The 19,553-nt window shown below is 74.0% G+C and carries 17 protein-coding genes; 5 read left to right on the top strand and 12 right to left on the bottom strand.

The genetic code is table 11. The features are described from left to right. The first annotated feature begins 120 nt into the window (after window positions 1–120). Both ACFV0O_RS01770 and ACFV0O_RS01765 read left to right on the top strand, forming a co-directional pair. Complete coding sequence (locus tag ACFV0O_RS01770) at window positions 121–843, top strand: hypothetical protein (RefSeq protein WP_380334886.1); 723 nt, start codon at window positions 121–123, stop codon at window positions 841–843. A 92-nt stretch (window positions 844–935) separates the two neighbouring features. Then, window positions 936–1,727, top strand: coding sequence for a DUF2785 domain-containing protein (locus ACFV0O_RS01765; protein WP_380334883.1), 792 nt, complete (start codon window positions 936–938; stop codon window positions 1,725–1,727). Between the two features lie 55 nt (window positions 1,728–1,782). On the opposite strand, the gene ACFV0O_RS01760 is transcribed toward ACFV0O_RS01765, so the two are convergent. After that, window positions 1,783–2,220, bottom strand: a complete 438-nt coding sequence (locus ACFV0O_RS01760; protein ID WP_380334880.1) for a hypothetical protein — start codon at window positions 2,218–2,220, stop codon at window positions 1,783–1,785. 137 nt (window positions 2,221–2,357) lie between these two features. Continuing rightward, on the bottom strand, window positions 2,358–2,933 hold the full coding sequence (locus ACFV0O_RS01755) for a hypothetical protein (RefSeq protein WP_380334877.1): 576 nt from the start codon (window positions 2,931–2,933) through the stop codon (window positions 2,358–2,360). Window positions 2,934–3,156: 223 nt separating this feature from the next. Between ACFV0O_RS01755 and ACFV0O_RS01750 the strand changes: the two genes are divergently transcribed. Then, window positions 3,157–4,083 (top strand): alpha/beta hydrolase, encoded by a 927-nt coding sequence (locus tag ACFV0O_RS01750; protein ID WP_380334875.1) that lies wholly within the window; start codon window positions 3,157–3,159, stop codon window positions 4,081–4,083. A 178-nt stretch (window positions 4,084–4,261) separates the two neighbouring features. On the opposite strand, the gene ACFV0O_RS01745 is transcribed toward ACFV0O_RS01750, so the two are convergent. The 3 genes from ACFV0O_RS01745 to ACFV0O_RS01735 all read right to left on the bottom strand — a co-directional run bounded on the left by ACFV0O_RS01745 (window position 4,262) and on the right by ACFV0O_RS01735 (window position 6,117). Continuing rightward, window positions 4,262–4,612: a DUF6296 family protein gene (locus ACFV0O_RS01745; RefSeq protein WP_380334872.1), complete on the bottom strand. Its 351-nt coding sequence runs from the start codon at window positions 4,610–4,612 to the stop codon at window positions 4,262–4,264. Then, complete coding sequence (locus ACFV0O_RS01740) at window positions 4,609–4,953, bottom strand: hypothetical protein (RefSeq protein WP_360266086.1); 345 nt, start codon at window positions 4,951–4,953, stop codon at window positions 4,609–4,611. The genes ACFV0O_RS01745 and ACFV0O_RS01740 overlap by 4 nt, the downstream gene beginning before the upstream one ends. A 591-nt stretch (window positions 4,954–5,544) precedes the next feature. Beyond that, complete coding sequence (locus ACFV0O_RS01735; protein WP_380334869.1) at window positions 5,545–6,117, bottom strand: TetR/AcrR family transcriptional regulator; 573 nt, start codon at window positions 6,115–6,117, stop codon at window positions 5,545–5,547. A gap of 102 nt (window positions 6,118–6,219) precedes the next feature. Here ACFV0O_RS01735 and ACFV0O_RS01730 point away from each other — a divergent pair, with 102 nt between their 5' ends. Then, window positions 6,220–7,131, top strand: a complete 912-nt coding sequence (locus ACFV0O_RS01730) for an alpha/beta hydrolase family protein (protein ID WP_380334866.1) — start codon at window positions 6,220–6,222, stop codon at window positions 7,129–7,131. 85 nt (window positions 7,132–7,216) lie between these two features. On the opposite strand, the gene ACFV0O_RS01725 is transcribed toward ACFV0O_RS01730, so the two are convergent. From ACFV0O_RS01725 to ACFV0O_RS01700, 6 genes are all read right to left on the bottom strand, one after another. Continuing rightward, a complete protein-coding gene (locus ACFV0O_RS01725) occupies window positions 7,217–8,992 on the bottom strand; it encodes a glycoside hydrolase family 35 protein (RefSeq protein WP_380334863.1) in 1,776 nt (591 codons plus the stop codon). A gap of 107 nt (window positions 8,993–9,099) precedes the next feature. After that, a complete protein-coding gene (locus ACFV0O_RS01720; RefSeq protein ID WP_380334860.1) occupies window positions 9,100–11,067 on the bottom strand; it encodes a glycoside hydrolase family 5 protein in 1,968 nt (655 codons plus the stop codon). A gap of 172 nt (window positions 11,068–11,239) precedes the next feature. Next, on the bottom strand, window positions 11,240–12,079 hold the full coding sequence (locus tag ACFV0O_RS01715) for a carbohydrate ABC transporter permease (RefSeq protein ID WP_380334857.1): 840 nt from the start codon (window positions 12,077–12,079) through the stop codon (window positions 11,240–11,242). A gap of 7 nt (window positions 12,080–12,086) precedes the next feature. After that, window positions 12,087–13,079, bottom strand: a complete 993-nt coding sequence (locus ACFV0O_RS01710) for a carbohydrate ABC transporter permease (RefSeq protein ID WP_380334854.1) — start codon at window positions 13,077–13,079, stop codon at window positions 12,087–12,089. Further along, on the bottom strand, window positions 13,076–14,350 hold the full coding sequence (locus ACFV0O_RS01705; RefSeq protein ID WP_380334851.1) for an ABC transporter substrate-binding protein: 1,275 nt from the start codon (window positions 14,348–14,350) through the stop codon (window positions 13,076–13,078). The genes ACFV0O_RS01710 and ACFV0O_RS01705 overlap by 4 nt, the downstream gene beginning before the upstream one ends. Before the next feature lie 241 nt (window positions 14,351–14,591). After that, the gene (locus tag ACFV0O_RS01700; protein WP_380334848.1) at window positions 14,592–15,752 is read right to left on the bottom strand and encodes an ROK family protein; all 1,161 of its coding nucleotides are present in this window, start codon (window positions 15,750–15,752) and stop codon (window positions 14,592–14,594) included. A 171-nt stretch (window positions 15,753–15,923) separates the two neighbouring features. On the opposite strand from ACFV0O_RS01700, the gene ACFV0O_RS01695 reads away from it, so the two are divergent. Beyond that, window positions 15,924–18,038, top strand: a complete 2,115-nt coding sequence (locus tag ACFV0O_RS01695) for an alpha-galactosidase (RefSeq protein WP_380334846.1) — start codon at window positions 15,924–15,926, stop codon at window positions 18,036–18,038. A 168-nt stretch (window positions 18,039–18,206) separates the two neighbouring features. Here the strand turns inward: ACFV0O_RS01695 and ACFV0O_RS01690 are convergent, their stop codons facing one another. Further along, a complete protein-coding gene (locus tag ACFV0O_RS01690; RefSeq protein WP_360266114.1) occupies window positions 18,207–19,223 on the bottom strand; it encodes an Lrp/AsnC family transcriptional regulator in 1,017 nt (338 codons plus the stop codon). Window positions 19,224–19,553 lie beyond the last annotated feature (330 nt).

The following is a 19,553-nucleotide window of genomic DNA, read 5'->3' as shown; positions in this document are numbered from 1 at the left end:
ATCGGCCCGGACCGGGAGATCGACGACCCGCCGCCCCCACCGGCCGCAGCGCCGCCCGCACCGACCACGAGCAGCGACATCAGGGTGCGCAGCAGCGCGCCTGCGCACTACAAAGTGGGGATGGCCGTCTCCTTCTGTTTCACCTACGGCACCGTGATCAGGCCGGAACCGGTCGGGCTCGCCTGGTACCTCCTGGTCCGGGAGGACGAGGACGGGGCGGAACGGCTCTGGGGGAGGTGCGCGGGAGTCGAGGGACTGTTCGTCGACCCGGTCCCGCCGCCGCGCGAGGTGCTCACTTTCCGCGGCTGCCGCCCCGACGGTCTCCTGAAGGACGTCCTGGCCGGGCCCGGCGTCTCCCTGCGGGGGCCTGGGCGACGTGTGCGTCGAGGTCCGCAGCGACGGGCGGCCCGTGCAGTGGTGACACTCGTCGACGCGGTCGTGCCGGCGCATCGGCCCCACCCGGCGGACCCGGCGCGGTACGACGTCGTGTTCGGCGCCGGCGTCAGGAGCGAGGGGAGCGGCGTCGCACTGCCCGCGGCGCCGCGCTTCGAGCTGTTCGCAGGACCGGTGTCCACCACGAACGCCGGCCGGTGCGCCGCCGTCGACAGCCTGTTCAAGGCGCGGGCGGACCCAGCCCCCGTTCCGATGGAGCTCGTCGGCTGTGAGCCTGCGGAGCCCCTGCTCGCGGTGCTGCGGCACCCCGGGCGGTCGGAGCGGGACCGGGCCCGCCTCCTGGTGCTGGACCGTCATGGCGCGTGGGAGGACCCGCAGGGCCGGCTCTCCTACGTCGAGGAGATCGTGCGACTCCTCGAACGGCGCGGTGTCACGGTCGTGCTGCGGTGAGCCGCCGACGCGGGTCCCGCTGACGGGTCGAGACCGGTGCCCGGACATAATTCGCGGGCGCACGGCACCGGCCGGAAGCTAGGCTGCCCGCCGTGATCGACTGGAAGAGCGTCGAGGCCGCCGACTGCGCCGTGCCCGCCGGCCGCCCCGTGGACGACCTCGTCGGCGAGCTGTCCCGGGCGCTGGCGGATCCCGATCCGCTGGTCCGGGACGGCGCGCCCTACACCGTCCTCGCGACCTGGATCGCCCGCGGGACGATCGGGACGCCCCGGCGGCTGGAACTCGGGGACGAGATGGCCGGCCGGTTCGCCGACCCCCGGATCGAGGCCCGCAGCTTCGCGCCCCTCGTGCTCGACATGCTGGTGGCCGCAGGGGACTTCAGGGCCGGCTGGGTCGACGCGTTCGAGCGCTGGTACCCGGCGGAGCAGGACCTGCGCGGCCACGACGGGACGCTCGGCTGGCTCCACGCGGTGGCGCACGGCGCGGACCTGCTCGCCCGGTTCGGCCGCCACCCGGAGGTGGCGCCGACCCGGATGCTGGACCTCGCCGCCGCCCGGCTGACGGCACCCACCGACCACGTCTTCGAGCAGATGGAGGACGACCGCCTGGCCCGGGCCGTCGCCCTGGTCCTCGCCCGTACCGACCTCGGCGAGCGCGACGCCGTCGGCTGGCTGGAGCCGATAGCCGACCGCTTCGGGTCCGACCGCATCAGCACCCCGGTGCCCGCCCACATCAGCAACTGCCTGCGCACGCTGCGCCAGCTCCACGTCCTCGCCGACCGGGGCGTGCGCCCCGGCGGCGACCTGCCCGCGGAGCCCGTCCCCCACCGCGACACGGTCAAGTCCGGCGTCGCCGCCGTCCTCGACCGGATCGTCAGGCGCTGACCGGCGGGACACGGACCGACCCGCCTCCGCGGGGGAGCACGAGGGCCCGCCCGGATCAGGCGGCCGGGTCCGCGGGGGCCTCTGCCAGCCGGGCCTCGATCTCCTCCAGGACCGGACGGTAGGCCTCCTCGGCGGCCCGCATCAGGGTCCGGCACTCGGCGAACAGCCGCCGGGAACGGGCCCTGCGGCCGGGTATCAGGTCGTAGCGGCGCAGGCGCACCGACCGCATATCCACCATGAAGCCGGGCCTGCAGCGCACGCCGTGGGCGTGGCGCACGACGTCCTCGGCGTGGCTCAGCAGACCGTCGTAGGCGTCGTGGGCGACCTTCCAGCGGGCGGCGTCCTCCGGGGTCCCGGGCACCTCGATGCCGCGCCCCGGCGGCTGGACGACGTCGTACAGGGTGAATTCGAGGTCCTCGGGCACCTGGACCCAGCGCATGACGCGCCACGGCCACGGGATCAGGGTGTAGGTGCGTTGCTTTACGCGTATCACGCGGTCCCCCCGGGGTCTGTGCGGATCGGGCCGGACGGCCCGCACCCGCACCAGGTGCGCTGATGCGTCGCCGAGCCGCCCCGCGCCCGCGGCGGGCCACCGGTCCGTTCGGCCGACGCGGACGTGCACGCCGCAACCTACTCCACGTAGGCCGGTTCCGGCTCCGCCCCCGGGCAGCAGACGGTGTCCTCATCGGCGATCTCCGCGAGGCAGCCACCGCAGAGCCACACCGTCTCGGGCTCCACGGGCCCGGACGCGGACACCTCGTTGTCACGCACCGTCAGCTGCCAGGTGTCCCAGGACTCCTCGCCCTGCGCGTCGATCACACCGTTCAGCACGTGGTCGAAGGTGAAGCCCTCGAACCCGGCCTCGCCCCGGGCACGGGCGCCGGGCTTCAGGAAGTGGTCGATCAGGTAGGCCATCCACTCCGACGCGTCGTAGAACTTCTCGTGCCCGTTCCATTCGATCGCGGCCCCGTCATCCGTGGGCTCCCACTTGCACCACAGGCCGGGCTGGCCCGCCGGCGGCCTGTTGAAGTCGCGGATGTCCGCGTCGTGGCCCTGTCCCGCGAAGCCGGTGCCGCCGACGTAGTAGGGACCGTGGGCACGGTCCATGCGCCGGGTGTGCGCGAACGTCCGCAGGTAGGCGATCTCCTGCGCGCCGAGTCGCGGCTCGACGGCGATCCGTCCGGTGAACGTCGTGGTGTAGCCCATGCCCGGGATCGTAGCCACGCCCTCCGACATCCCGGACCGTCCGGCCGGGGGCCGGGCGACGTCGATCACGGTGACCGATGCCGGAGGACCGTGTCAGCACCGTCATTTGACTGTTCCGCCGGACTCCTCCCGGGCGGAGAGTGAAGGCCCGGTCGGCGCCCGGCCGGTACGGGGCGGGCGCCGACGGAGCAGTGACGAGCCGATCGACAGGGAGAGTGCCCGCATGGCCAGGTCCGACATCCGTTTCGACAGCGCCGGCATCGAGATCGCCGCGCACCTGTACGTCCCCGACCTCCCGGCGGTCCGGGGGCTTCCGGCGCTGGTGGTCGGACACCCGGGGACGGGGGTGAAGGAACAGGCCTCCGGAACGTACGCACGACGGATGGCCGAACGTGGTTTCGTCACCCTCGCGTTCGACGCGGCGCACCAGGGCGAGTCCGGTGGGCTGCCGCGCGGGCTGGAGGACCCGGCCCGGCGCGTGGAGGACTTCAAGGCCGCGGTGTCGTACCTGGTCACCCGTCGGGAGGTCGACGCGGAGCGGATCGGTCTGCTCGGCATCTGCGCGTCGGGCGGCTACTCGCTGGCCGCGACCGGCGGTGACAGCCGGGTCCGGGCGGTGGCCGCCGTGTGCACCGCCGACCCGTCCCGGCAGTTCCGGCTGGGGGCCGACGGCGGCCAGGACCCGGCCGTCTTCCGGGCCCTGCTGGACGCGGCCGCGCGGGCCCGCACCGCCGCCGCCCTCGGTGAGGACCCCGGCGTGATGACGGTGTTCCCGGAGACGGCCGAGCAGGCGGGCGCGCTCGGCGGCGAGCACGGCGCCGAAGGCTTCGCGTACTACTGCACCTCGCGCGGTGGGCACGAGCGTTCCGCGAAGGTCCTGGCCTGGGAGAGCATCGACCGGCTGGCCGGCTACGACCCCTTCTTCGCCGTCCCGCTGATCGGCCCCCGCCCGGTGTTGCAGATCGTCGGCGAGCGCGCCGTCACCTCCTGGATGGCCGTCGAAGCGCACCAACGCGCCACCGGGCCCAAGGAGTTGTACCGGATCGACGGGGCGAGCCACGTCGACCTCTACGACCGCAAGGAGTACGTCGACCAGGCCGTCGACAAGCTGGCCGGCTTCTTCGGCGCTCATCTGGCCTCCGCGAGCTGACCGGCCACCCGTGTGCGTGCGACCGGGAGGGGCGGACGAGGGGCCCGCGTCCGGCGGTGGGGCCACCCGGGGGCGGCCGGGGGACGCCGTCGCGGGCCGGGGCGCGGGGCGATGTCAGTGCCCCGCGCTAGTCTCCGGGGACCCTGAGGAAACGCGGGGCCCGCTCCCGGGAATTCGCCTACCGGGAGTGGGTCCGGCCCTCGGCCGCGGCGGCGCCGGGCCGGAACGGGACTGCGCCGAACGGGGTCGCACCGGACGGGCCGGTCGAGCCGTACACGCCGAACGGGCCGGACGCGCAGGGTTCGGCGGTCAGGATGCGGGTGTCCGCCGGACGGGCGATGACACGGTGGCTGCCCTCGGCGCTGATCTCCACCAGGAGCCGCCCCTCGCAGCCGGTGTAGAGGGGGTGCCCGGCGGGGCCGAAGCGGCCGGTGGCCGCGACGGGCGAGGTGCTGAGCGTGCCGGCGGGGCCGCGCAGCCGCAGCAGGTAGCCGGACACGGGCGCGGAGGTGCGGACGGGCGCGCTCACGGTCGCCGGCCGGCCGGGACGAAGCCGAGGATCCAGCCCAGCGCGTGGGCCGCACCGGCCGCGCGGGCCCGTGCGTCCTCCGGGCGGCCGGGGTCACGGGAGGCCTCGATGGCGGCGCGCTCCTCCACCGCCAGGTCGAGTTCGGACGGTGCACCGTCCAGCACCCGGCCGGTCACCGGCGCCGGACCCACCGGGTCGAGCGCCCACCGGTACACGGCGAGCGCCCCGGCCGCCTCGACGGCCACGGGCCCCGCGCCGCGGCCGGTGAGCTCGGCGACCCCGGCGGCGACCTCCTCACGGGGGCGAACGGCGATGAACTCCGGTTTCGGCTGACCGGGCACGGACCCACCTCAATCACGGCAGAGGAAAGCAGAGAGCAGAACGGCCGCGTGGCCGCGTGGCCGCACGACAGCGGGCGCCCGCTGGGGCGGGCGTCGGGCGGCCGGGCTGATCCGACCATCCTGCAGTGCGCGGGCCGCGAACGCACGACGGCGGCGGCGGCGGGTTCGCGCGTCGGGCCCGACGGCGTCGACGGTTGCGGACCCGGCCGGCGGGTCACGGCGGGTCACGGCGGGTCGGTGCCGGTGGGCCTGCCGCCGAAGGCCCGGCGGACGGGAGCCCGGCCGACGGCCGGGACACCGACGGCGGGCCGATGGCGGGCCGACGGCGGGCAGCGGCAGCGGCGGCGGGCGGCGGGCCGGCCCCGGACGGTGCGCCCGAACGGTCCGGGCGGAGCCGTGCCGGGACGGGCACGGCCGTCGGGCCCCCCGGCGGGGCCGCGCCTTGCGCGCCCGGGCAGGGGGCGATGGTGCGCGCAGCACGCGGCTGGGACGGGCCGGGGGCCGTCACCCTGCCGTGCCATCACCCTGCCCTGCCCTGCCGTGCAGTGACGTGCAGTGCCGTGCCGTGCCGTGCCGTGCCGTGCCGTGCCGTCACCCTGCCGTACTGCGGCATCCGGCAAGGAGGGTGGCGACCATGTGCTTCGCGTCGGCCTGGTCGTAGTCGGGGCCGGTGATGCTGAGGTTCCCGATGGCGCGCATGAAGGTGTAGGCGGTGATGCCGGGGGCGAGTTCGCCGGCGGCGGCGCAGGCGTCCAGGAGCGTCGCGCAGGCGGGGACCAGGGTGTCGAGCATGAGGGCGTGGAGGTTCTCCAGCCCCGGATCGCCGGACCCCAGTGCCGCGCCGAGGCCGTGCTTGGTGACGAGGAACTCCACGAACGCGTCCGCCCAGCGGGTCAGGGCGGTGAACGGGGAGGCTGATTCCGCCAGCAGGCGGGGCGCGAGCGCGGCGCAGGTGTCGATCTGGTGCCGGTAGACGGCGGTGACGAGGTCCGCCCGGGTCGGGAAGTTCCGGTAGACCGTGCCGACGCCGACGCCGGCGCGGTCGGCGATGTCCCGGACGGGGGCCTGGACCCCCTGGTCCACGAAGACCGCCGCGGCGGCCGCCAGCACGGCGCTTCGGGTGCGCTGGGCCTGTGCTTGGCGTACTCCGACCGGTTCCGGCACGGGTTTCTCCTTTACTCGCGGAACATTGTTCCGCTAGATTGGCGGAACGCTGCTCCGCCAAATTATGGCAGAGCCTTCCCTCGGAGAAAGCGCAGGTCTCCCATGCCCACCCGCCACCTCGACCGGCGGATCGTCGCCGTCAAGCCCATCACCGTTCCCGCCCCCGGCCGCGGCGTCGACCTGCAGGTGAAGGTCACCGCCCCGGTGTCGGGCCAGGACCTGCCCGTCATCGTGTTCTCCCACGGCAACGCATGGTCCCTCGACGGGTACGAGCCCCTCGTCGACCGGTGGGCCGCCGCCGGATTCGTCGTCGTGCAGCCCACCCACCTGGACTCCCGCCGCAACGGCATCGGGTGGGACGACCCGCGCTTCGCCACCGTCTGGCGCGTGCGGATCGCCGACCTCCACGCGGTCCTCGACAACCTCGGCGACGTCCTCCACCAGGCCGGCGGCCTGGAGGCCCGCGCCGACCGCGAGCGCATCGCGGTCGTCGGCCACTCCTGGGGCGCCCAGACGGCCGGGACGATCCTCGGCGCACGCGTGCTCGACGCCGACGGCCTGCCGGGCGAGGACTTCTCCCACCCCGCGGTCTCCGCCGGCGCACTGATCGCCGTGACCGGAACCGGCGACAGCCTCACCCCGTTCGCCGCCGAGCACCTTCCGTTCATGAGGCCGGACTACTCCACCATGACCACCCCCGCCCTGGTCGTCGCAGGCGGCAAGGACCGGTCGCAGCTCTCCACCCGGGGGCCGGAGTGGTTCACCGACGCCTACCACCTCGGCCCGGCCCCGAAGAGCCTGCTCGTCATCGCCGACGGCGAGCACACCCTGGGCGGCATCGCCGGCGAGGCGGTCGCCGAGACCGGCGACGAGGACCCCGCCCGCGTCGCCCTCGTCGCCGACGCGGTCTCCGCCTACCTCCTCGACGCCTTCGAGGTCGACGGCGCCGCGTGGACCGCACTGCGCGACGCCGCGGCGGCCGGCGACGGCACGTGGAGCATCTCCGGCAGGTGAACCCGCCGGGCCGGGGAGACGGCGCCCTCACGACACGCCCGGGGTGGGGCGCTGCCCGCCATGCGCGGTGGTCCCCCGGCGGCCCTCAGTCCTCGGTCGGGCCGAGGTCGGGCCGGTCCCGCAGCCGGACGGTGGGCGTGGTGGAGGCGTGGAGTTCCAGGACGGTGATCTCGTTCCCGCCGCGGCGGAGCACCGGCGCGGGGACGTACAGGGTGGTCTGCGGGCCCCGGGACCAGTAGCGGCCGAGGTTGAAGCCGTTGATCCACGCCTGGCCCTTGGTCCAGCCGGGCAGCGCCAGGTACCCGTCGGCGGGCTCCTCGACGTGGACGCGGCCCCGGTGGAAGGCCGGGCCGACGACGGGCACGGCGGGGGCGGCGGGGGCGGCGGGCACGGCGGCGGGGGTGAAGCTGAGGCCGTCGAGGGTGTCCAGGGGCAGCGCGCGGCTGGACCAGCCGGCCGGCTCCTCGCCGTTGACGGTGACCGGGCCGAGCAGGCCCTTGCGGTCGTGGATGCCGGTCCCGTAGTTGACCCGGCCCTGGTTCTCCACCAGGACGGCCAGGCGCGCGCCGCGCCGGTGCGCGGTGAAGGCGAGGGCGTGCTCGTGGTTCTCGCGCTCCAGCACGCCGACGGGCTGCCCGTCGACGAAGACCTGCGCCCGGTCGCGGACCTCGCCGGCCCGGAGCACGACGGGCCCGGCCGCCGGCAGCTCCGTCTCGTACAGCACGAAGCCGAACGACTGGCCGAGCTGCTCCATGGTCTGCGGACGGTGGGCGGTGACGGCCGGGCCGAACAGCTGCGCCTGGTCGAACAGGCCTGCGCAGGAGTCGAGTTCGACGGTGACGGGGGCGAGCTTGGGACCGGGGGCGGGGACCGGCTCGGCCGGGACGGGCGCGTGCTTCGCGATGACCTCGCGGAACGCCCGGTACTTGGGGGTGGGGTCGCCGGCCTCGTCGAGGAGCGAGTCGTAGTCGTAGGAGGTGACGGTGGGCCGGTAGGTGCCCTTGTCGTTGGCGCCGTTGGTGAAGCCGAAGTTGGTGCCGCCGTGGAACAGGTAGACGTTGACGGAGGCGCCGGCGGCGAGCAGGCGGTCCAGGTCGGCGGCGGCGTCGGCGGGGCTGCGGGTGGTGTGGGTGGCGCCCCAGCGGTCGAACCAGCCGATCCAGAACTCCGAACACATCAGCGGACCGGTCGGCTGCTGCCTGCGCAGTTCGGCGAGGCCGGAGTCGACGCGGCTGCCGAAGTTGGCGGTGCGCAGCACCCCGTCCAGACCGCCGCGTTCCAGGTCGGCGGGCTGGTCGCAGGTGAACAGGGGGACGTCGACGCCGTGGGTGCGCAGCAGTGCGGCGAGGTCGGCGAGGTAGCCGCGGTCCTCGCCGTACGCGCCGTACTCGTTCTCCAGCTGGACGGCGATGACCGGGCCGCCGCCGGTGGACAGGTGGGGTTTGACGGCCGCCATGAGGTCGGCGAGGTAGCCGTCGACGGCGGCGAGGAAGCGGGGGTCGCGGCTGCGCAGCCGGATGCCGTCCTCGGCGAGCAGCCAGGCGGGCAAGCCGCCGCCCTCCCATTCGGCGCAGATGTAGGGGCCGGGGCGGAGCAGCACGTGCAGGCCCTCGGCGGCGGCCAGGTCGAGGAACCGGGGCAGGTCGAGACCTCCGTCCCGCCGGAACCGTCCGGGCCGGGGGGCGTGGAGGTTCCAGGGGACGTAGGTCTCGACCGTGTTGAGTCCCAGCAGCCTCGCCTTGTGGAGGCGGTCGGCCCACTGCTCCGGGTGGACACGGAAGTAGTGCAGTCCGCCGGAGATGATGCGCAGCGGTCGGCCGTCGAGGCGGAAGCCGTCGTCGGCGGTCTCCAGTCGTGGCATGCCGGGGTGCTCCTAGCTGGTCGGTGTGGGGGCGGGCCGGGTCCGGGGCGTCTCGGGGGTGGGGGCGGCCCGGGTCCGGGGGCGGGCCCTGCGGGCGAGCGGGCGGGTCAGGCGAGCGGACGGCAGAGCAGGGCGTCGGGGGCGCCGCCGTGCATCCACTTCCAGGTGAAGGCGACACCGGCGAGGTACTCGTTGTCGGCGCACTGGCCCTTGTAGTGGCCGGGCGCCCAGTCGCTGGCGTTCGATCCGCCGGTGGCGGGCCGGTTGTCGCCGTGGTCGAACCAGACGAGGCGGTCGGTGGCGGGCAGCGGCGTGGTGGAGGGGGCGCAGAGCAGGGTGGCCATGGCGTTGCCGTTGACGCTGTAGCCGACGGCGAAGCTGTTGTCGGGGCACTGGAGCTTGTTGTAGCCGCCGGCCCAGTCGGCCTTGACGTACCGCTCGTCGTTGACGGCGGTCCATCCGGCGGCGGTCCCGGCCGGCTGGTTCGCGTCGGTGCACAGGCCTCGGTTCGAGCTGCGGGCGAGGCCGACGACGCGCTGGGTGTCGGGGCAGTTGCCCTTGCGGTAGCCGACGGCCCAGTCGGCCTTGGCGCGCATGGTGCGGGAGAGGTCCTGGTCACCGAAGTCGAGGTCGAGCATGTTCCAGTGGTCGCTCCGGGGGACGGGCCCGGTCCTGGCGGGGGCGTTGACGAGCTTGTTCCAGTCGGTGGCGCGCCAGTCGCCGGGGTCCTCGACGCTCGTCCTCCTGCCGGCGGCGTCGTAGGAGATCAGCGCCCAGGTGTCGTTGGGCTTGCCGGTGGGGTCGCTCCAGCCGACGAGCGGCCACTGGGCGAAGTCGGTGTCGTTCTTCACCAGGATGTCGGTGAAGCGGTCGAACCAGTCCTTCTCCTTGGCGTTGTCGGAGCCGCGGCCGCCGGCGCCGAACTCGCTGATCCACACGGGGGCGGTGAAGTGCTGTCCGGACTGCGTGACGAACAGGGCCTCGTCGTTCACGACCTGGACGAGTTGCTCGGGGGTGAGGTCCTGGTAGCGGGGGTCGTTGGTCTCGCCGTTCTGCCAGCCGCCGCTCGCTCCGGTGTGGTTGGGGCCGGTGTACGCGTAGAAGTGCGCGGAGTAGACCAGCTTGCCGGAGTCGATCAGGGTGTTGGAGAGGGTGCGGACCGGGGTGAGCATCGGGCGGCCGTGGCTGAACATCCCGGAGGGGATGCCCTGCCAGTTGATGCCCTCCATGATGATCAGCATGTCGGGGTCGGCTTCGAGGATCCTGTTGCCGGCCTGCTCGAACGCGGCGTAGAGGTCGTGGCCGTCGCCCGACCCCCAGTTCGGGTCGTCCCAGGTGTCGCGCCGGACCTCGTTGCGCAGGTCGGCGCCGGCCACCCGCTTGTTGCCCTTGTACCGGTTGACCAGGAACACCCAGTCGTCGATCCACTGCTGCGTGGACTGGCCGCTGTTCCAGCGCTCGTTGCCGTCCAGGGCGCAGCAGAAGCGGTAGCTCGTGGTGTGGTTGTTGAGGATGACGGCGAAGCCGTCCGCGGTCAGCGCGGCGACGACGGCGTCGTACACCTGGAGCGGTGTCATGCCCCTGAGCTGCGGGTTGGCGGCGACGGCGGAGTCCGGGACGGCCACCGTGTCGTGGATCATCGCGTTGGCGAAGGGCAGCCGGATGCTGTTGACGCCCACCGCGTGGAAGTCGGACAGGATCCGGCTGATCGGGGTGCGGTCCAGGCCGAGCGGGATGTTGTGGGAGACCTGCCCGGCCTGGTTGTTCGCCGGGTCGTCGACGGCGCCGCTGCCCTCCCACGTGCCCTGGGCGCCGGCCCAGTTGCTCGCCTTGAGCTTGAAGCGCTCGCCGTTCGCGTCGACGACGTACCGGCCCCGGGTGGACAGCGGTCCGGTCCAGGAGGCGGCGAGTTGGGCTCCCGTCATCGCGACGGGGGCGGAGGCGGTGGCGCTCGCGGTCGCGGTGCCGGTGGTCGGCGCGGCGACGGCGACGGCGCCGGGGGCGGACAGGACCAGCAGGGCGGTGGTGACGAGCACCGCGGGCAGGCCGCGCGGGGCGGGTCGGACGGATCGCATGAGGGTTTCCCTCCGGTCTTCTGGTGGGGTGAGGGAGGAGCGGGGTGGTGCGGACCCCGGCTCACGACGTCCGGGGTGTCTGGGGGGCGGTTCGGCCCTCGGGGCGGGCGGTTGCGGGGAGTTGCGGGCGGTTCCGCCCTCGGGGCGGGCGGTTGCGGGGGGTGCGGGCGGTTCAGCCCTTGAGGCCGCTGGTGGCGATGCCTTCGACGATGTACCGCTGGGCGATGAGGAACATCACCACCAGCGGGGCGACGGTCACGACGGCGCCGGCGAACAGGCCGGGCAGGTTGATGGTCTGCGAGGTGAGGAAGGTGGACAGCGCGATCTGGGCGGTCCAGCTGGACGGGTCCTGTCCGATGACCAGCGGCCACAGGAAGGCGTTCCAGCTGTCGATGAAGGCGAGCGCGCCGAGGGAGGCGAGCATCGCGCCCGAGGCGGGGAGGGCGATCCGCCGGTAGAGCCCGAACCAGCCGAGCCCGTCCAGCCGCCCGGCCTCCTCGATCTCGGCCGGGAACTGCAGGTAGAAGTTGCGGAACAGCAGGACCGCGAACGGGTTGAACAGGCCGGGTGCGATGAGGCCCCACAGCGTGTTGACCCCGCCCATCGAGCCGACCACCACGAAGGTGGGCACGAAGGTGACCGAGCCGGGGATCATCAGCGTGGCCACCACCAGGGCCAGCAGCACGCCGCGTCCGCGCACCGGGATCCGTGCGAAGGCGTACCCGGCGGCGGAGGCCAGGAGCGTCGAGACCGGGGCGGTGATCCCGGCGATCAGCAGCGAGTTCCCGAGGGCCCGGCCCATGTGCAGGGTCGGGTCGTCGAGGAGCGCGGTGAAGTTCTCCCAGTGCATGGGCGAGGGCCACCAGGTCCACCGGGGCGAGGCCAGGCCCTTGGAGTCCATCAGTGCGTTGCGCAGCATCAGGTAGAACGGCGTCAGGAAGACCGCCGTCAGCAGGCCCACCAGCAGGCCGCGCGCGCCGGGGCGCAGGCGCCCGAACGGGTTGTTCGTCACGGCCGGTTCACTCCCCGCCCTTGCCGAAGCCGGTCAGCCGGCCCTGGACCAGCGTCACGGCCACGATCAGCGCGGTGAGGACGAAGGCCCCCGCCGATCCGAGGCCGTAGTCCTGGGCGCCCATCGCGGTGTCGTACAGGTAGACCAGCGGGGTCCGCACGGGCGCGGTGCCGCCGCCCGACAGACCGCTGTTGAACAGGTTGTAGAACTCGTCGAAGGCCTGGAAGGCGGCGATGAACTGGAGCATGAGCACCGCGACGGAGGTGTTGCGCAGCATGGGCAGGGTGATCCGCCGCAGCAGCCGCAGGCCGGTGGCGCCGTCCAGGGCCGCGGCCTCGTACACGTCCCGGGGGACGGCCTGCAGGCCGGCCAGGAAGAGCACCATGTAGAAGCCGACCTGGAGCCACAGCCGGAGGGTGACCAGGACGATCCAGTAGAGCGGGGGGTCGGTGGTCTGCAGCCAGGGGACGGCGGCCATCCCGAACCAGCCGCCGACCGTGTTGGCGATGCCCGCCGGCAGGCCGTTGAACAGGCACATCTTCCACAGCAGGGACGCCGCGACGTAGGACACGGCGGCCGGGATCAGGAAGGCGGTGCGCACCACCGCCCGACCGCGCCGGACGCGGTGCACGAGCAGCGCGAGGCCGAGCGAGACGGCGAAGGTGACCGGCACGATGGCGAGGGTGAAGAGCACGATCCGGACCAGCGAGGAACGGAAGGCCGGGTCGGCGAGCAGGTGCCGGTAGTTGTCCAGGCCCACCCAGTGGCCGAGGGCGATGGTCCCGTGGGCGTCGCTGAGGCTGAGCAGGAAACTCCAGCCGATGGCCACGTACTTGAAGGTCCCGAGGCCGATCAGCATCGGGCCTGCGAGCAGGGCGAACGCTCCCCAGGCGCGCCGGTCGGCGCGCCCGGGGCGGCGGGCCGGGGCGTGGGCCCACGGTTCCGTCGCGGGTGACGCGGCACGCCCGAGACTCCGGGTGCTGTCCGGGGTGGCGTTCATCCGCTGTGCTGCCTGTCCACGGAGGTCTGGGCCTGCTCGGCCGCTTCGGCGAGGAGCCGGGCGGGGTCGCCCTGTCCGGCGACGATCTTGGCGGCGGCCGCGTTGAACGGGGTGGAGACCGTGCTGTCCCAGAGGTTCGGGTTGTTCCTGCCGTACTGGGCGGCGAGCGCGAGGGTCTCCTTGGCGGGGCCCTGGGCGAGCTTGTCCGCGGCGGCGGCGACCGAGGTGCGCGGCGGGATGTGGAAGCCGTAGCTCTCCGCGAAGTCCTTCTGGAGGTCGGTCTGTTCGACCCAGAGCCACTGGACGAACCGCTTGGCCGCGTCCACGTGCCTGCTCTTGGCGTTGACGCAGCTGGTCCAGCCGCCGACCCGCACCACCGGGCGGCCGCCCGGCTTGAAGGCCGGCCAGGGCAGGACGCCGAAGTCGTCGCCGAGTGCGGTCCTGATCGCGGGCATCGCCCACAGGCCGCACCACTGGATCGGGACGACGTCCTGGACCAGGGCGGACGGGTCCCACCAGTCGGTGGTGAAGCCGAGTTGCAGGGACTGGTCGTCGTGCAGCCGCTTGAGGCCGGTGACCGCCTCGACGGCCTGCGGGGAGGCGTACCCGACCCTGCCGTCGGTGACCAGGTCGCCGCCGTTGGAGAGCACCGCCAGCAACGGGGTGTCACCGATGCCGTCGTTGCCGACGAACAGGCCCTTGCCGTTCCTGGTGGTGAGCGCCTTGGCCGCGGCGACCAGTTCGTCGAAGGTGGCGGGAGGGTTGATGCCCGCCTTGGCGAGGACGCTCTTGCGGTAGTAGAGCATCACGACGTCGTCGACCATCTTGACGCCGTGGGGCTTGCCGTCGACGGTCACGTAGGCGAGGTCGCCCGGGTTGAAGTCCGGTGCGGCGGTGCCGTACAGGTCGTCGAGCGGGGCTATCTGGCCGCGCCGGGCCATGGCCGCGCTGAAGTCGCCGATCTCGAAGACGTCGGGGGCGCCGTCGGTGAGGAGGGTCGCGTTGAGCTTGCCGGTGTAGTCGCCCGGGACCCAGGTGACCTTGACCGCGATGTCGGGGTGGGCCTTGGTGAAGGCCTCGGCGTAGCGGGTGGCGGCCTGTTGGGTCCCGGCTTCGCCGTAGGCGTGGAACCAGACGTTCAGCGTGGTCCTGGCTCCGGAGGAGCCGCCGCCGGTCGGGTCGGTGCTGCAGCCGACCGCGGCGCCGGCGACGAAGAGCAGCGAGCCGCTGAGGAATCCGCGTCGGCTGAGCTGCGATGCGTGTGCGCTCATATCGCATCCTCGAGGGTGGGGGTACGGGTGGGTCCGTCCCGGGCGGGTGTCCGCCGTCCGGTGCGGGTGGGTCCGCCCCCGGTGGGTGTCCGCTGTCGGGTGCCGGCGACGGTTGCGACCTCGGTCGCTGCCGTCGGTCGCTGCCGGGCGTTGCGCGGACACCGGCCGGGAGTCCGGTGCGATGTGGTGGTGCACTGGCCGGGCTCCCGCGTGTGCGGGGCCGTCAGGGTGGTGCCGTGCCTTACGGGAAGAGCGCCTGGATGCCCAGGACGGCGGCGCCTCTGGCCCATTCCTCCCAGGGGAGCGGACGCAGCGTCAGCGGGCACTTCGCGGCGGCCTTGAAGCAGTGGGCGGCGTACGCGTTCCTGATGTGCACGCCGAAGAGGTCGTAGGTGTCGAGGCCCTCCCCGGTCACGACGACCCGTTCGGGGCCGAGCAGGCTGACCAGGGTGGCGATTCCGGTGCCGATCGCCCGTCCTGCCCGGGCGAAGGCCTCGCGGGCGGCGGGGTCTCCGCCGCGGGCGAGGCGGACGGCGCCGTCGAAGTCGAGGTCCGCGTCACCGGTGGCGTCGCGGACGGCGGCCAGGATGGCGTCGCTGGAGGCGATCGCCTCCACGCAGCCGGTCTGGCCGCAGTGGCAGGGCGGTCCGGCCGGGTCGATGCAGATGTGCCCCATCTCGCCGGCGACGCCGTACGCCCCGGCGATCAGCCGGCCGTTGACGACCAGGCCGGAGCCGATCCCCGCGCCGATCGTGACCAGTGCGAAGTACTCGGTGCCGATGCCCTCGCCGAACCAGTGTTCGGCCGCGGTGAGGGCCTTGACGTCGTTCTCGACGGTGACGCTCAGGCCGGTCGCCCGCGCCACCGTCTCGGCGAGCGGGACGTCCTGCCACCCGGGGAGGACGGAGTAGCGGACCCGGCCGGCGGTGCGGTCGACGTCGCCGGAGACCGCGATCCCGAGGTGGCGGGTGCGCTCCCGGAACGCCGGGTCCGCGTCGAGCAGGAGCTCGACGAGTTCGCCGACCAGGGCGCACACGGCCGCCGGGCCGCGGTCCTCGCCCAGCCTGCGCTCGGCGGTGGCCCGCAGGCCGGCCCGCAGGTCGCAGACCGTGCCGAACAGGGCCTCCGCGCTGATCTTGACCCCGACGAAGAACTCCCGGTCGGCGGTGACGGCCAGGGGGTTGACGGGCCGTCCGGCGCCCGGGGCGGTGCGCTCCGGGGGGAGTTCGTGCAGGTAGCCGTCGTCGATGAGCGGCCGGGCGGCCTTGGTGACGGCGGTGGACGACAGGCCGGTGCGACGGGCCAGTTCGACCCGGCTGAGGGGGCCTTCGGTCAACAGGAGGGCGAGCATCGACGTCTCGGCCGGCGCGGTGACCAAGGGCTGGACATGGGTGGGGAACACGGCTGCAACCTACGACAAATAAATAACTTCTTCCAGTATTGATTTGGACAGTCCGCCGGACCTAATCTCGGGCCACCCACGTGCCCGCCACCCGCACCAGGACCCCGCCCGGACGCCCGCCCCACCGCCCCGCCCCGGTCCGACCACCCACCTCCTCCCTGGGGGACACCCGTGCCCACCACCCCTCCCGCCGTCTCCTTCGACACCGACCACGGCACCGCCGTCCTGCGCACGCCGAACAGCGTCTACGCCGTACGCGTCGGCGCCGACGGCAGCCCCCGCCACGTCCACTGGGGGCCGCCCCTCGACGCCCTCGAACTGCCGCACCCCCACTCCCCCGCCGACAGCAGCTTCGAGGACGACGCGGCCCCCGACGAACTCGGCATCCAGACCGGCGCCCGCTTCGGCCCGGCAGGCCTCCAGGTGCGCTTCCCCGACGGCACCTCGGGCGCCCAGTGGCACTTCCGCGGCCACCGCGTCGACGGCGGCGAGCTACGACTCCTCCTGACCGACCGTCACTACCCGCTGGCCGCCGAACTCTGCTACCGGGTACGGCCCGACAGCGACGTGATCGAACGCTGGACCGAACTCACCCACACCGGCACCGCGGAGAGCGACGCCGGCCCGATCACGGTCCTCCGCCTCGACTCGGCGTCCTGGACCGCTCCGCACCTGCCCGACTACCGGCTCAGCCACCTGGTCGGCGGCTGGGCCAGCGAGTTCCAGCTGCACCGCGACCGGCTCCCGGTCGCCGAAACCGTCCTCACCAGCCGCCGGGGCCTCACCGGCCACCACGCCGGCCCCTGGCTGGCCCTCGACGACGGATCCGCCACCGAGGAGCAGGGCGACGTGTGGAGCACCGCGCTCGCCTGGAGCGGGAGCTGGCGCATCACCGTGCACCGGGACCCGGTCGGCCGCACCACCTGGACCGGGGGCTTCGGCCACGAGGGGCTCGGCTGGGCCCTGCAACCGGGCGAGACCCTGCACACCCCGGTCTTCGCCGGCCTCTACACCCCCGACGGCTTCGGCGGGGCGAGCCGCGCCTGGCACGCCCACGTCCGGACGGCCGTCCTGCCCGAACCCGACCGCGACCGGCCCGTCCTGTACAACTCCTGGGAAGCCACCGGCTTCGCCGTCGACCAGGCCGGCCAGTGCCGCCTCGCCGACCTCGCCGCCGGGCTCGGCGTCGAACTCTTCGTCCTGGACGACGGCTGGTTCGGCGCCCGCACCGACGACCGCGCCGGCCTCGGCGACTGGACGCCCAGGCCCGGGGCCTTCCCCGACGGCCTGCGACCGCTCGCCGACCACGTCCACGGCCACGGCATGGCCTTCGGCGTGTGGGTGGAACCGGAGATGGTCAACGCCGACAGCGACCTGTACCGCGCCCACCCCGACTGGGTGCTCCACGCACCCACCCGGGACACCACCGAACTGCGCCACCAGCTCGTCCTCGACCTCGCCCGCCCCGACGTCGAGGAATGGGTGCGGGCGACCCTCGACCGGCTGGTCACCGAGAACGACGTGGACTGGCTCAAGTGGGACGCCAACCGCCCCTTCACCGACACCGGCCGGTCCGTCCACCCGGACCCCGACCGGCGGTGGATCGACCACACCCGGGCCGTCCACCGGATCATGGACCGGCTGCGCGCCGACCACCCCGGCCTGCGGATCGAGGCCTGCGCCGGCGGCGGCGGCCGCGTCGACCTCGCCGTCCTCGCCCGGACCGACCAGGCCTGGACCTCCGACAACACCGACCCGGTCGACCGGATCTCCGTCCAGCACGGCTTCAGCCAGCTCTTCCCGGCCCACACCATGGCCTCCTGGGTCACCGACTCACCCAACGGCATCACCGGCCGCACCACGCCCCTGCGCTTCCGCTTCCACGTCGCCATGGCCGGGGCCCTCGGCCTGGGCGGCGACCTCACCCGGTGGACACCGGACGAACTCGCCGAGGCCGCCCGCCTGGTCGCCGAGTACAAGCGGATCCGGCCACTCGTGCAGCACGGCCTCCAGCACCGGCTCACCGGCCACGACGGACTCACCGCCGTCCACTACGCCGCCCCGGACGACACCGAGCACGCCGTCCTCGCCTGGCGCCCGACCACCCGCTTCGGCCACCACCCCGCCCCGCTGCGCCTGCCCGCCCTCCACACCGGGCACCGCTACCGCGACCCGGACACCGGCCGGGTGCACGACGGCGCCGTCCTGCGCAACCGCGGCATCGACCTGGACCTGCCCGCCGGCGACCACGCCAGCCGCCTGGTCCGGCTGCACCGGGTCGGCTGACGCCCCGTCCGGTCGCCGGCACCGGGCCCGGCGGCGCCGTCCCCACCCGGACCGTCCCGACCGGCACCGCGTCCCGAGCCCCGAACCCCGGCCCCGGGCGGCGCGGTACCGGTCACGCCGGAAGGGCCCGCCCCGTTCGCCCACCCGGGCGTACGGGGCGGTGCGCCCTCACCCCGACGGGACCGGTCGGACCGGCATCGGAGTGCGTTTGGCGGCGTGACTCACGACGGCCGTCTCGACGTGGGTGATGCCCAGGCCGACCAGGTCGTGGGAGAGGAAGGTGTAGAGGGTCGCCAGGTCCGGGAAGTACGCGGCCGCGTGCAGGTTGGAAGGACCCGACGTCGCGAACGCGCCGTGCACCGCGGGGTGGTCGGCCAGCGCCTGCCCGGCGGCGGCCAGGTGGTCCGGGGCCACCTGCAGCAGGAACTTGGCTTCGATGGGCAGCCCGAGGCGGCGGGGGTCGACCAGGACCTGGGTGACCAGACGGCCTTCGGCCGCCAGGTGGGCGAGGCGTCGGCGCACCGTGCTCTCCGGGTGACCGGTGCGCTCTGCCAGGGCCACCGCGCTCAGCCGCGCGTCGGGCGTGAGGGCGTCGATGAGGGCCTGTTCCAAGGCATCGGTGTCGACGCCGTACGGGCCCGGCGACGTGGCGGCCGTCGCCCCGGCGGCCGGCGCGCCCGGGCCGAGCGCCTCCCGCTCGGCCGCGGTCAGCACCTGGTGGCGCCACTCGGAGGTGAGCCGGAAGACGTGCAGGATCGTGGCGCTCTCCAGGGAGGTCACCGCCTGGGTCGAGGGCAGTTGACGGAAGACCAACTGGTCCCGTGAGCCCGGCTCGGTACGGGCGACCGCGAAGATCTCGTCACCCGACGTGGTGATGTCGATGAAGGGGATGTCCTCACGCGCCGCGAGCGCGGCCACGATCGTGTCGAGCTTTCCCCGCAGGACCCGGATGCGCAGGAACAGGGCTCCGGCCGAGCCCCCGTTGCGCGGTCGCGCCACCGGCGAGACGACCACGCGCACGGTGCCGTCGGCGCCGAGCGCGTGCAGGCGGCGGCGGACGGTGGCCGGGCTGAGCCCCAGCGCGTGGGCCGCCCGCTCGGCGGTGAGGCGGCCGTCCCACTGCAACGCGGCCACCAGCCGCTGGTCCGGGAGGCTCAGTACGGAATTCGTCGATTCACGTGCCATGAACGAGAGTTTCGCCCATTCCGTGGCCTCGCGGCGCCCGTTCCGCGGACGACACCCCAACCATGGAGGTCATCCGCTCCGCCCGTCCCCGACCGACGTCGGCGGACCCGAGCCCCGGAAAGGAGCAACCCGTGATCCTCGACCCGCGCATCTGGTTCCCCGGCCTCACCGGCTGACCGTCAGCACCCCCGGTGCCGCCACCGGCGGCCCGGGAGGAGCGGGGGGGGGCGGGGGGGGGGGCGCCCCCCGCGCCCCCCCCCCCCACCCCCCCCCCCCCGCCCACCCCCCACCCCACCACGGCCGCCGCGCCCCCGCCCGCGCCGCCCAGAC

Source organism: Kitasatospora sp. NPDC059577 (assembly GCF_042735475.1).
GTDB lineage: Bacteria > Actinomycetota > Actinomycetes > Streptomycetales > Streptomycetaceae > Kitasatospora.
The sequence above is the reverse complement of the archived record's forward strand: the minus strand, read 5'-3'. Positions and strand labels throughout refer to the sequence as shown.